Origin of the sequence: Micromonospora echinospora, assembly GCF_900091495.1 — a bacterium.
Classification (GTDB): domain Bacteria; phylum Actinomycetota; class Actinomycetes; order Mycobacteriales; family Micromonosporaceae; genus Micromonospora; species Micromonospora echinospora.
On record NZ_LT607413.1, the window covers coordinates 4133768 to 4146549 of the forward strand.

Sequence of the window (12782 nt, forward strand, 5' to 3'; positions counted from 1 at the left end):
CTTGGCTGCTGTGAGCATGTCCCACCGCCCGGTGCCGCCCGCCACCGACCCCGACTTCACCCCGCCCGGTCTGGGCCGCCGCTTCGGCGCGCTGGTGATCGACTGGGTGCTCTGCCTGCTGGTGTCGAACTTCTTCGCCGACCCGCTGACCGACGGCTGGGCCCCGGTGCTGGTGCTGGTCGTCGAGTACGCCTTCTTCCTCGGCCTCTTCGCCCAGACCCCGGGCATGTACGTCACCCGGATCCGCTGCCTGTCCTGGACCGACGGGGGCCGGATCGGCATCGGCCGGGCGCTGCTGCGCGGCCTGCTGCTCGCCCTGGTCGTGCCGGCCCTGATCATGGATGACAAGCGCCGGGGCGTCCACGACCGCCTCGCCGGCTCGGTGATCGCCCCGGCCCCTCGCCCGGCCTAGCCGAGCCGGACGGGGACCGTACCCACCCGGACCTGCGTCGCCCCGGCGGGCAGCACCGCCCCGTCCCGCCCGGCCGGTTGCCAGTCGCCGCGCCCGTCGGACCAGCTCAGCGTGGCCCCGGGCCGCACGACCAGCCACCCCCGGCGGTCCGGGAGCCGGACGACCACCGGCCCCGCCGGATCCACCACCGGGCCCACCACGACCACCGGAGCCGTACCGGGCTGATGCAGGCGCACCAGCGTACGCACCGGATCGGTGCCCATTCGCAGGTCTCCGGCGACGAGGTCCGCCCCGGCCGAGGTCCGGCCCACCGCGATCCAGTCCATCCCCAACCAGGGAGGGGACTGCGGTTCGTGTTCACCGAGCGCCTTTGCCAACATCCGGCGACTCTCGGCGATGTCCGGCAGGTCGACCGTCCCCTTGCGTTCACCGAGCACCAGGTATGCCGGCTCGGCAGCCGGGTGGTCGGCGTCCGCCGGGCGACGCCACCCCAGCCAGCCCTGCTGCGGGGTGGTTTCCTCGGGGTCGGTCAGGTTCCCGATGCCCAGGTACGCACCGGCGCGCTCCCGGACCGCCACCGTCCAGCGGTTCCGTTGCGGCCCGATGGTGGTGATCAGCGCGACCCCGTCGGTGAACCGCACCGGCTGCCAGTACTCGCGGGTCACCTTGTCGGCGGTGTACGTACGGTTCAGCGAGTACTCCACCTCGATTCCCACGTCGAGCACCACCAGCGTGGACCGTTCCGGGCCGACCAGGAACGCCACGCTCTGCCCGCCGGTGCGGTCACCGGAACCGTAGAAGTCGGCGCCCACCTTCTCCGGCCGGCCGTCCACCCCGGTGCCGACGAACGTCACCAGCACCACCCGGTCACCCTCCGCCAGCCGCATCCGTTGGGCGACCACCGCCGCCCGCCCGGACATGGTCGTCCCGGCCCAGGTGACGTGTGCCGGACCGGCGGGCTTCCGGGTCACCCCCAGTCCGCGCAGCGGCGTGTCGTGCCGGGCACGTTCGTGCAGGTCGGTCACCGTGCGCAGGTAGTCGGCGTGGTCGGCGAGGTCGCCCCGGGTGGGCCCGCCCAGCAGTCGTTCGCCGATGGTCGCCGCAGGCGGCGTCGTCACCGTGGGCGGCCGGCTCGCGTACCCGGCGACGGAGAGGCCACCGGCCAGGAGCAGGACCGCCAGCGCCCCGGCCAGCGCCCGGTGCCGGCGGACCCGGCGTCGACCGGCGCGCCGCGCCCGGTCCAGCAGGTCGGCGGGTGGACGGACCGCCCCGGCGGTCAGGGCCAGGGCCCGCCGTACGACGTCCTGGTCAGGATCGTTCGTCATCGCGTACTCCTGATTGTCTGCGGAGAGAGGGAAAAGCTGTCCGGCACCGCGTTCCGCAACTTGGCCAGCCCACGCGCGGTGTGGCTCTTCACCGCGCCCACCGAGCAGCGCATGACCTGGGCGGTCTCCGCCTCGGAGAGGTCGTCGAGGTACCGCAGTACGACGGCGGCGCGCTGCCGGGGTGGCAGCGTGCGCAGCGCGGCGAGCACGAACTGCCGGACGACGACCTCCTCGGCGTGGTCGCCGGCCGCCGGCACCTCCAGGTCGGCCAGCGCCGCCTCCCGGCGTCGCCCGCGCCACCGCCACCGGTCGATGGCCCGGTTGACCAGGATCCGGCGGGCGTACGCGTCCGGCGCGCCCCGGGCCCGCCGCCATCGGGCGTAGAGCCGCTCCAGCACGTCCTGGAGCAGGTCCTCCGCCGCGTGCCGGTCGGTGGTCAGCAGGTACGCCGAGCGCAGCAGCGCCGGTGAGCGGGTCCGGACGAACTCGTCGAACGAGTCCGTGCCACCCGAGTTGGGATCGTCGAGGTCAGCCATCACCGGAAAAGACGACGGCGCCCCGCCGAGGGTTTACCTCGTGGCGGGGCGCCGTCGATGGATCGGGCCGAGGGGGCTCAACGCCCCCGCGTCTGGCGGAACTGGCCCTTGCTCGGGCGCATGTTCTTCGGGATGGCACCCTTCGGCAGCTGCGGACGGGCGGTGAGCGCCTTGAGTCGCTTGTCCAGCGCGTTGACGTCCTTGCCGCTGAGGTTGCGGGGCAGCCGCATCAGCGTCATGCGCAGCTTGCGGATCGGCAGCTCGCCCTCCTCGGTGCCGATCATGTAGTCGTAGAGCGGGGCGGTGCCGATCACCTTGGCCAGCCGGCGCTTCTCCTGGCCGAGCAGGCCGCGCACCCGCTGCGGGTTGCCCTCGGCGAGCAGGATCACGCCCGGACGGCCGATGACCAGGTGCACCATGTCCATCTGGGTGGTGGAGCTGACCGCCGGGGTGACCCGCCAGTCACCGCGCATGTTCTCCATGATCGAGGCCGCCGCGCCGGGCTGCCCCTCGGCGGCGTTCATCATCGCCCGGTTGGACCGCAGGTTCAGCACGATCAGCACGGCGAGCAGGGTGAACAGGATGCCCAGCGGCAGCCAGAGCCAGCCCCAGAGGATCACCGCGACCACGGTCAGCGCGAGCGGGATCAGCACCGCGCCGGCGACCAGCGGGGCGAACCACTGGTCCTGCTTGGCGGTGAACTTGAACACCATCCCGATCTGCTTCAGCCGCTGGCCGAACGAGACCTTCTCCTGGGGCTTCGCCATGGCGCAAAGTGTAGTGGTCGCCGTACGGGCCGATCACCACGGCCGGCAGCCCGCCCCGTACGGCTCAGTCGACGGCGCGGCGGGGGAGGACCGGCGCGGCCCGTCCGGTGCCGTGCTGGCCGTTGCCGTGCCCGTCGGTCGCCTTCTCCTCGTGGTATTCCTCCTCGACGTTGACCGCCCAGATGTCGTGTCCGGCGTCGTCGAGGATGTTCTCCGCGGTGAGCATCGCGGTGAGCATGGAGTGGTCCTGGTTGTTGTAGCGGTGCATGCCGTTGCGTCCGACCGGGTGCACGTTCGGCACCGCCTCGGCCAGCCAGCGGCGGATGGTGTCGACGGCCTGCTCGTACCCCTCGTCGTAGACCGGGTACGCCTTCGGCATCCGGACCACGTACCCGGTGCGGACCGCGCCCGGCGTAACCAGACCGAGTCGCTCCAGCTCGGCGGTGCCGAGTGCGACGAGATCCTCGTCGGGCGAGGTCCACAGGTCGTCGCCCTCGTTGACGAAGTACTCCAGGCCCAGGCAGGTCGTCCCGTCCTGCACCAGGTACGGCGACCAGGAACCGAAGTTCTGGATCCGGCCGACCCGTACCCCCGGGGTGTGTACGTAGATCCAGTTGTCCGGGAAACCGGCGTCCGCCGGCACCACCAGGGCGACGGTGAGGAAGTCCCGGTGGCGCAGCGCGTCGGCGGCGGCCCGGACGTGCGCGGGGGCCGGTGGGTCCATCGTCCGGACCAGCTCGGAGATCGGCATGCTGGAGACGACGTGGTCGACCTCGATCCGGCGCTGCCCCTCCGGGTCGGCGACGGTCACCGCGACCGCGCGTCCGTCGGCCCGGTGCACCGTCCGGGCCCAGGTGTTCAGGGTGACCGTCCCGCCGGCCTTGGCGACCAGCTCGGCGCAGCGCTCCCACATCATCCCGGGCCCGTACTTCGGGTACTGGAACTCCTCGATCAGGCTCGTGATGTCCTTCTGGTTGCGCTTCGGCAGCAGCGCGTTGCGCACCGCGCCGGCCAGCGAGAGGTTCCGGATGCGCTGGGCAGCCCAGTCGGCCTGCAACTCGGTGGCCGGCATCCCCCAGACCTTCTCGGTGTACGTCTTGAAGAACATCCGGTACAGCCGGGTGCCGAAACGGGCGGAGACCCATCCCTCGAAGTGGCTCTGGTCCTTCGGCGGTCGCACCCGGGTCCAGACGTACGACCCGACGCAGCGCACCGCCTCGACCACTCCCAGGTTGCCCAGGGCGTTGCCGGCGCGCAGCGGGTAGTCGAAGAGCCGGCCCCGGTAGTGGATCCGGCTCATCCGGGGCCGGAGCAGGAAGTCGCTCTCCGGCAGGATCTCGTGCCAGAACTCCTCGACCCGGGGCACCTTGGTGAAGAACCGGTGCCCGCCGATGTCGAACCGCCAGCCGTCGCGCTCGACGGTGCGGCTGATGCCGCCCACCACGTCGTCGGCCTCGAAGACCTCCACCGGCGCGTTGCGCCGGGTCAGCTCGTAGGCGGCGGTGAGACCGGCGGGGCCGGCTCCGATGACGACGGTGTGTGGCGTGGCCATGAGATAAATTCATCACCTTCGACGTGCGGCGGCAACCGTCAAATCGAAGGGTGGGACGGCATGGCCGTGGGCGGGACGCGCGGAATCTAGCACGCCGTCGCGGTGCGTGTCCGTCCCGACACGGTGACGTGGCGGGCCCGGGGCGGGGTCAGCCGACCGGGCTGGCCGCGCGCGCGTCGAGAGCCTGCCGGTAGAGGCGGCCGGCCCGGTACGACGAGCGCACCAGCGGCCCGCTCATCACCCCGGCGAACCCGATCTCCTCGGCTTCCGCGCGCAGCTCGACGAACTCCTCCGGCTTGACCCAGCGCTCGACCGGGTGGTGGCGCGGCGTGGGACGGAGGTACTGCGTGATGGTGATCAGCTCGCAGCCCGCCTCGTGCAGGTCGCGCAGCGCCTGGGAGACCTCGGCGCGCTCCTCGCCCATGCCGAGGATCAGGTTGCTCTTGGTGACCAGGCCGGCGGCACGCGCCTGCCGGATCACGTCCAGGGAGCGCTCGTAGCGGAACGCCGGGCGGATCCGCTTGAAGATCCGGGGCACCGTCTCGACGTTGTGCGCGAGCACCTCCGGCCCGGAACCGAAGACCTCGGCGAGCTGGTCGGGCACCGCGTTGAAGTCCGGGATCAGCAGCTCGACGCCGCAGCCGGCCTGGAGGGCGTGGATCTGCCGGACCGTCTCGGCGTAGAGCCACGCGCCGCCGTCAGGCAGGTCGTCCCGGGCGACGCCGGTGATGGTGGCGTACCGCAGCCCCATCGTGGCCACCGACTCGGCGACCCGGCGCGGTTCGTCGGCGTCGAACTCGGCCGGCTTGCCGGTGTCGATCTGACAGAAGTCGCAGCGTCGGGTGCACTGGTCACCGCCGATGAGGAAGGTCGCCTCCCGGTCCTCCCAGCACTCGTAGATGTTGGGGCAGCCGGCCTCCTGGCAGACGGTGTGCAGCCCCTCCCGGGAGACCAGTCCCCGCAGCGACGTGTACTCCGGCCCCATCTTGGCCTTGACCTTGATCCACGGTGGCTTGCGTTCGATCGGCGTCTCCGCGTTGCGTGCCTCGATCCGCAGGAGGCGCCGCCCTTCCGGGGCGACGGTGGCGGAGCGCGGAGCCTGGGCGGTGGTCGGCGCGGACTGCTCGATGGTCACGCGACCGAGCCTACGCCCGCTGGCTCCTGTCGATGCACTTCGGGCGACCGGGGTCACGCTGCCGGACACGTGAGCCCACTCACCCGGCTACTGCCGTAAAACGCCTGTTCGTGCCGACAGTGTGGCGGTAGCGTGCCCCACGAGCGACGACGGAGCCGAGTAGCGCGCCGACGACGTCAGTGCAGAGAGCCGCCGAAGTGCTGCGAGGCGGTCTGGCGGCGGCGCGTGAAGACCCTCCCGAGCTGCGGGAAGAACGGCGGCGGGACGACCCGCGCCCAGTAGACCCCGCCCGGCTGGCCCCGGTGAAAAGGCGACGAACGAGGCTCCCGCCCACAGCGGGGGCGAAGGTGTGGTGGCACCGCGAGGTTCCCGCTCGCCCACACCTCCCTGGGGATCGCGTTGCGATTTGTCGAGGAGGTAACCAGCGTGCAACGCATCCTTTCCGCCGAACTTCCCACCCATGTCGGCACGACCGTCCGGATCGCCGGCTGGACCCACCGCCGCCGGCTGCTCAAGTCGGTGGCCTTCCTGATCGTCCGCGACGCCACCGGAACGGCCCAGGTGGTGGTCACTGACCCGGCCGCCCGCGCGGCCGTCGAGGCGTTGACCGAGGAGACCGTCGTCGAGGTGGTCGGCACGGTCACCGCGAACCCGGCCGCGCCCGCCGGGGTCGAACTGACCGACCCGGCGGTACGCCTGCTCGGGCCGCCGGCCGTACCGCCGGGGTTCGACCTGTTCCGGCCGACCCTGACCGCGAGCCTGCCGACGCAGCTCGACCACGCGCCGGTGGCGCTGCGTCACCCACGCCGGTCGGCGGCGCTGCGCGTCTCGGCGGCGGCCGTCGCCGGGTTCCGGGCCGCCCTGGACGCCCGGGGCTTCGTGGAGGTCCACACCCCGAAGATCGTCGGCTCGTCGACCGAGAGCGGGGCGAACGTCTTCGCCCTGGACTACTTCGGCCGGCCGGCGTACCTGGCCCAGTCGCCCCAGTTCTACAAGCAGCTCCTGGTCGGCGTCCTGGAACGCGTCTACGAGGTCGGGCCGGTGTTCCGGGCCGAGCCGCACGACACCGCCCGCCACCTGGCGCAGTACACCTCGCTCGACGCCGAGTTGGGCTTCGTCACCGACCACCGGGACGTCATGGCCGTGCTCCGGGACACCCTCGCCGGGCTCCTCGACACCGTCGCCGACCGGGCCGGGCCGGCGTTGGCGCTGCTCGACGTGGGCGTCCCGGAGGTGCCGGCGGAGATCCCCGCCGTGCACTTCACCGAGGCGCTGACGATCGCGGGCGCCCCGGCCGACGAGCCGGACCTCGCCCCGGCGCACGAGCGGGCCCTGGGGGAGTGGGCCCGATCCGAGCACGGTTCCGACTTCCTCTTCGTCACCGGGTACCCGATGACGAAACGCCCCTTCTACACCCACCCCGACCCGGCGCGCCCCGGCTACTCCAACGGCTTCGACCTGCTGTTCCGGGGCGTGGAACTGGTCACCGGCGGGCAGCGGCTGCACCGGCACGCCGACTACCTGGCGGCGCTGGCCGCCCGGGGCGAGCCGGTCGAGCCGTACGCGGACTACGTCGCGGCGTTCCGGCACGGCATGACCCCGCACGGCGGCTTCGCCATCGGCCTGGAACGCCTGGTCGCCCGCCTGGTCGGGGCGGCCAACGTCCGTGAGGTCACCGCGTTCCCCCGCGACCTGCACCGCCTCACCCCGTGAGACGGTGAGCGCCGCCCGGGCTGGGGTCGGGGTGGTAGCAGGGGACCCTTGTTACCGGATTTTGCCGAGGAAGGGTCCCCTGCAAACACCTGAGCCGCAGCGCGGCCCGGCAGCAGCGCGCGACGACGGGGGGTGACGGGTCAGGCGAGCAGGGTGCCCAGGTGCCGCTCGACCACCGGGAGCGCGTCGGCCACGGTGACCGGCCGGCCCAGCTCCGCGCTGAGCGAGGTGACGCCCGCGTCCCGGATGCCGCAGGGCACGATCCGGTCGAAGTGCGTCAGGTCGCAGTCGCAGTTGATCGAGAAGCCGTGCTGGGTGACGCCCCGGGAGACCCGGAGGCCGATCGCGGCGACCTTGCGGGCCGGGCCCCGGTCGTCGGCCGGCACCCACACCCCGCTGCGTCCCTCGACCCGGTCGGCGGCCAGTCCCAACTCGGCGCAGACGTCGATCAGGAACTGCTCGGTCCGGCGGACGTAGGCGACCACGTCCACCGGGTCGGGCAGCCGCACGATCGGGTAGCCGACGAGCTGCCCCGGCCCGTGCCAGGTGATCTTGCCGCCCCGGTCCACGTCGATCACCGGGGTCCCGTCCATCGGGCGGTCCCACGGCTCGGTGCGCTTGCCGGCGGTGTAGACGCTCGGGTGCTCCAGCAGCAGCACGGTGTCGGGGCTTTCGCCAGCCACCACCGCCTCGTGCAGCCGGCGCTGCTCGTCCCAGGCGGCCTGGTAGTCGAGGAGGCCGGCGTGGACCGTGGTCAGGCCGGACGTCGTCGTGGTCACGCCGTCCAGCGTAGTACCGGCCGGGCCCGTCGACCCCGGTGAGCCGGCTCACCACCGGCCGGACCGGTCGATCCCGGTGAGCCGGCTCACCACCGGCCGGCATCCCGCGCACACCGCCGGTCCAGGAACCCGGGCCGGGTTCAGGCGGCCGGCGGTACCTTCCAGAGCCAGACGTCGCGGACCCGCTGCGGGGGGCCGAGCAGATCGGTGGCCGCCTGCCGCAGCGCCTCCTCGTCGAGGTCGTACTTCGCGCCGTGCACCCGGTCGGCGAGGACGACCACCTCGACCCGCCAGTGCCGCAGGTCGTCGCGGACCAGCTCGCGGGTCCCCTCGGTGATGATCGGCACCCGTCCGGTCCGTCCGGCCTGGTCCATCAGCGAGTCGAAGGTGCGCGGCACCGGCCCGATCCGGCCCCGTCCGTCCGGCCCGCCGGGGCCGAGGAAGAAGCCGGCCGGCAGGGCGAACTCACCCTGCCGGTGGGCGAGGGCGTACGCCTGCCAGCGCTGCCCGTCCGGGGTGACGTCCACGGTCAACGGGATCGGGGTCAGCACCCCGCCGGGGGAGACGTGCTCGCGCCACGTGCCCGAGGTGACGAACTCCGGGATCGGCTCCCGGGCGATGGTCAGCAGCGGGGTGGGCAGCAGCGGCACCAGCGCCAGCGCGTACCCGACCGCCCAGGCCAGCCCGGCCGACCGGCGCCGGGGCGGATCGGCGCGGAGCTGGTCGACGGTGTACGCCAGCAGCAGCCCGATCACCGGTGCGACCACCAGCGCCAGCCGGGCCGGCAGTGCCGCGTTGATCACCGGAAGCCGGCCCAGCCACTCGAACGGCAGGGGGAACCCGGTCCGTTCGCCGTCGACGACGGCCTGCGGCCCCCAGGAGAGCACGGTGAACACCACGGCGGTCACCCCGAGCGCGAGGAGGGTGGCCCGGCGGGTGGCGACGGCGTGCCGCCAGAGGAAGACGAAGCAGGCCACGGCGAGCAGCAGCAGCGGGACACCGAAGAACGAGTTCTCCTCGGTCGGGTTCGGAGCCAGCGAGGTGCCGAGGCCGGCCTCGCCCGCCACGGAGCGGCGAGGGTACGCCAGGTAGGCCGCCATGTCCTCGGAGTGGACCACCGGGTCGAACCCGGTGCCGTGGAACCGCTGCGGCCCGGCGAAGTGCAGCCAGAGCGGGTACGCCAGCAGCACCCCCGCGACCACGGCGGTGACCGCGGTGCCGCGCAGGAAGTCCGGCAGCGCGGCGCGTACCGTGGCCCGGTTCGCCGGGTGCGCCGCCCAGACGGCCAGGAACACGACGAGGGCGAGGGCGGTGAAGAACAGCCCCTCGGCCGCGATCGAGAAGGCGACCGCGACCAGCACCCCGAAGATCACCCCGTTGCGCAGCCAGCGCCCCGGCTCCCGGAACGCGAACAGCCGCCAGACCAGGAGCGGCACCAGCCACCCGGCGGACCAGTTCAGGTGGGCGTTGGCGTGCGACACCATGCCGGGGGAGAAGGCGATCACCAGCGCCCCGACACCGGCGGCGAGCGGGGCGCGGACCAGGTGCCGGGAGAGCAGCCAGTACCAGGCCAGCGCGGTGGCGGCCAGGTTGAGGGTGAGGATCACCAGGAACGTCGCGGGCGGGCCGATCAGATACGTCAGTGGCGCGAACACCGCCGCGTACACGGTGATCGAGGTGTTGACCGCGAGGTTGACCCCGTCCGGGACGTTGAGCAGGTACGTGAAGAGCGGGTTGTCGCCGTGGGTGAGCGCGTGCGCGCCGAAGGCCAGCAGCCACTCGAAGAGGGCCTGGTCGCTGGAGTTGACGGTGATCGCCCGCCCGTTCGGGTCCCGCCAGAGCCCGCTGGTCACCCAGACCGCCAGGGCGAGCGCGACCAGCACCATCACCAGGTCTGCCCGGCGATTCCGGGTCGGGGCGGACGACGGCGCGGGCGGCCCGGTGAGCAGGGACGGGGAAGTCGGCACGGAGCGGACGTTACCAACCGTGTGAGGACAGACCGGCCGGACACGGAACCTCCGGGAGCCCGCGTACGTCCACACTTTGGCAATCGTGAATGTGTTAACGGTCGCCATGTCACACCTTCGTCATCCCGGCGTAACGTCGCGGCAATTCAAGTGACTCAGTTCACACCCTGGAGGCCGCCGTGCGTCGACCCCCGTCCGTCCTCACCCGGCTGGCCGCCGCGCTGGCCGGAGCCGTCCTCGCCGTCACGGCCGCCGCCGTGGCCGCCGCGCCCGCACAGGCCGCCAGCCTGACCCCGGTCACCGGCTTCGGTTCCAACCCCGGCAACCTCGCCATGTACGCCTACCGACCGGACGGCCTGCCCGCCAACGCCCCCGCCGTGGTGCTGCTGCACGGCTGCGCGCAGAACGCCACCGGCTACTTCACCAACTCGGGCTGGCGCAAGTTCGCCGACCAGTGGCGGTTCACACTGATCCTGGCCGAGCAGAAGTCCGCCAACAACTCGTCCTCCTGCTTCAACTGGTTCGAGACCGGTGACACCGCCCGGGGCCAGGGCGAGGCGCTCTCCGTCAAGCAGATGGTGGACCACGCGAAGGCCAACTACGGCACCGCCGCCAACCGGGTGTACGTCAGTGGCCTCTCCGCCGGCGGCGCGATGGCCGCCACCATGCTCGCCGCGTACCCGGACGTCTTCGCCGGCGGCTCGATCGTGGCCGGCGTGCCGTACCGCTGCGCCACCAGCATGATCAACGCGTTCTCCTGCATGAACCCCGGCGTCAACAAGACCCCCGCCCAGTGGGGCGACCTGGTCCGTAACGCCCACCCCGGCTACACCGGCGCCCGGCCGAAGGTCGCCATCTGGCACGGCACCGCCGACTACACCGTGGCCACGGCCAACGCCACCGAGTCCCGCGACCAGTGGACCAACGTGGCCGGCCTCTCCCAGACCCCGGGCAGCACCACCAACCTGCCCGCCGGCACCACCCTCGAGACCTACGGCAACGACCAGGTACGCGTCTACCGTGTCTCCGGCATGGGCCACGGCACCCCGATCGACCCGGGCAGCGGCGCCGAGCAGTGCGGCACCGCAGCCGCGTACTTCCTGGACACCATCTGCTCGGCGTACCGGGACGCGCTCTACTTCGGCCTGAACGGCTCCGGCGGCCCGGCCCCAAGCCCGACCGCGACCGCCGGCCCCACCCCGACGCCCACCGCCGCGCCGACCTGCGTGACCGCCAGCAACTACGCCCACGTCACCGCCGGGCGGGCCTACCACTCCGCCGGGTACGCCTACGCGACCGGCTCCGGACAGCGGATGGGCCTCTACAACACGTTCAGCAACGCCACCCTCAAGCAGACCGCCCCGAACTACTGGGTCGTCGGCTGCTGAGCCGCCCGAAGGTGGTCGCCGCCACCCGAGGTGGTCGCCGCCACCCGAGGTGATCGCCGACGGCCGAGGCGGTTGCACGGGGCTGAGGTGGTTGCCGGCGGCCGGGGTGGTTGCGCAGGGCTGAGGTGGTTGCAGGGGACCCTTCCTACCGCTTTTTGCCGAGGAGGGGTCCCCTGCAACCAACAAACCCGGGCGCGCGGGCGTGCCCAACCGAGGCGACGAGCGAGGCCGGGAGCCCGGCGTGTGGAGCGGCTACCCGTGCAGGGCGGCGTGCAGGGCGCCCGGCAGGTCCGGGTGCCGGAAGGAGAAGCCGGAACGGTAGGGGCGGCCCGCCCGGGTCAGCACCCCGGGCAGGACCCGGGTGCTGGTCAGGGCCTCCTGGGCGAAACCGCCCAGCGCGACCTTCAACGCCAGGGCCGGGATCGGCATGACCGCCGGCCGGTGCAGTTGCCGGGCCAACTCCCGGGTGAACTCCGCGTTCCGGACCGGGTTCGGGCCGACGACGTTCACCGGGCCGGCCACGTCGGTCCGGTCGAGCAGGAAGACCACCGCGTCGAGCCAGTCGACCATCGAGATCCACGGCACCCACTGCCGGCCGTTGCCGAGCTTCCCGCCGACGCCCAGCCGGAACGGAAGGAGCTGCGGCTTGAGCAGCCCGCCGTCGCGGTGCAGCGGCAGGCCGGTGCGCAGCCGCACCACCCGCACCCCGGCGTCCTCGGCCGGGCGGGTCGCCGCCTCCCAGACGCGGGCGACGTCGGCGAGGAACCCCTCGCCGGCCGGGGCGTCCTCCTCCACGACCCGGTCGCCGGTGTTGCCGTACCAGCCGATCGCCGAGGCGTTCAGCAGCACCGTCGGACGATCCTCGGCGGGCAGCCCGGCCATGGTGATGGCGAGCGTGCTGGTGGTCTCCACCCGGCTCGACCGGATCAGCGCCCGGTACGCGTCGTTCCACCGCTTGTCGCCGACGCCCGCGCCGGCCAGGTTGACCACCGCGTCGACCCCGGCGACCACCGCCGGGTCGAGCTGCGCGGTCCCCGGATTCCACCGCACCTCGTCGGGGCCGTGTGGTGGGCGGCGGACCAGCCGGACGATCTCGTGCCCGGCGTCGGCGAGCCGGGCGGCCAGTCGGGTGCCGAGAAAGCCGGAGGCGCCGGCCATGAGGATCCGCATGCCCAATCTTCACCCGGAACGAGGCCGGGGGTGCGGTC

General features: G+C 72.8%; 11 protein-coding genes. 3 read left to right on the top strand and 8 right to left on the bottom strand.

Translation table 11 applies throughout. The features are described from left to right. Positions 1–16: 16 nt before the first annotated feature. Entirely contained in the window at positions 17–412 is a 396-nt protein-coding gene (locus tag GA0070618_RS18700; RefSeq protein WP_088982783.1) for an RDD family protein, read from the top strand. Here GA0070618_RS18700 and GA0070618_RS18705 read toward each other — a convergent pair. The 5 genes from GA0070618_RS18705 to lipA all read right to left on the bottom strand — a co-directional run bounded on the left by GA0070618_RS18705 (position 409) and on the right by lipA (position 5727). Continuing rightward, entirely contained in the window at positions 409–1737 is a 1329-nt protein-coding gene (locus GA0070618_RS18705) for a hypothetical protein (RefSeq protein ID WP_088982784.1), read from the bottom strand. The two genes, GA0070618_RS18700 and GA0070618_RS18705, sit on opposite strands and share 4 nt — an antisense overlap. After that, positions 1734–2273 (bottom strand): SigE family RNA polymerase sigma factor, encoded by a 540-nt coding sequence (locus GA0070618_RS18710; RefSeq protein WP_088982785.1) that lies wholly within the window; start codon positions 2271–2273, stop codon positions 1734–1736. Before GA0070618_RS18710 ends, GA0070618_RS18705 begins: the two co-directional genes overlap by 4 nt. Positions 2274–2350: 77 nt before the next feature. After that, on the bottom strand, positions 2351–3040 hold the full coding sequence (locus GA0070618_RS18715; protein ID WP_088982786.1) for a DUF4191 domain-containing protein: 690 nt from the start codon (positions 3038–3040) through the stop codon (positions 2351–2353). Between the two features lie 64 nt (positions 3041–3104). Further along, positions 3105–4592: an NAD(P)/FAD-dependent oxidoreductase gene (locus GA0070618_RS18720; RefSeq protein ID WP_088982787.1), complete on the bottom strand. Its 1488-nt coding sequence runs from the start codon at positions 4590–4592 to the stop codon at positions 3105–3107. Between the two features lie 148 nt (positions 4593–4740). After that, positions 4741–5727, bottom strand: a complete 987-nt coding sequence (gene lipA, locus GA0070618_RS18725; RefSeq protein ID WP_088982788.1) for a lipoyl synthase — start codon at positions 5725–5727, stop codon at positions 4741–4743. Between the two features lie 426 nt (positions 5728–6153). Between lipA and aspS the strand changes: the two genes are divergently transcribed. Then, a complete protein-coding gene (aspS, locus tag GA0070618_RS18730) occupies positions 6154–7440 on the top strand; it encodes an aspartate--tRNA(Asn) ligase (protein WP_088982789.1) in 1287 nt (428 codons plus the stop codon). 140 nt (positions 7441–7580) lie between these two features. Here aspS and lipB read toward each other — a convergent pair whose 3' ends face one another. Next, entirely contained in the window at positions 7581–8219 is a 639-nt protein-coding gene (lipB, locus tag GA0070618_RS18735) for a lipoyl(octanoyl) transferase LipB (protein WP_088982790.1), read from the bottom strand. 140 nt (positions 8220–8359) lie between these two features. Continuing rightward, a complete protein-coding gene (locus GA0070618_RS18740) occupies positions 8360–10186 on the bottom strand; it encodes a glycosyltransferase family protein (RefSeq protein WP_088982791.1) in 1827 nt (608 codons plus the stop codon). 179 nt (positions 10187–10365) lie between these two features. On the opposite strand from GA0070618_RS18740, the gene GA0070618_RS18745 reads away from it, so the two are divergent. Further along, on the top strand, positions 10366–11574 hold the full coding sequence (locus GA0070618_RS18745) for an extracellular catalytic domain type 1 short-chain-length polyhydroxyalkanoate depolymerase (protein WP_088982792.1): 1209 nt from the start codon (positions 10366–10368) through the stop codon (positions 11572–11574). A 252-nt stretch (positions 11575–11826) separates the two neighbouring features. On the opposite strand, the gene GA0070618_RS18750 is transcribed toward GA0070618_RS18745, so the two are convergent. Then, positions 11827–12744: a TIGR01777 family oxidoreductase gene (locus GA0070618_RS18750; RefSeq protein WP_088982793.1), complete on the bottom strand. Its 918-nt coding sequence runs from the start codon at positions 12742–12744 to the stop codon at positions 11827–11829. Positions 12745–12782: the final 38 nt, after the last annotated feature.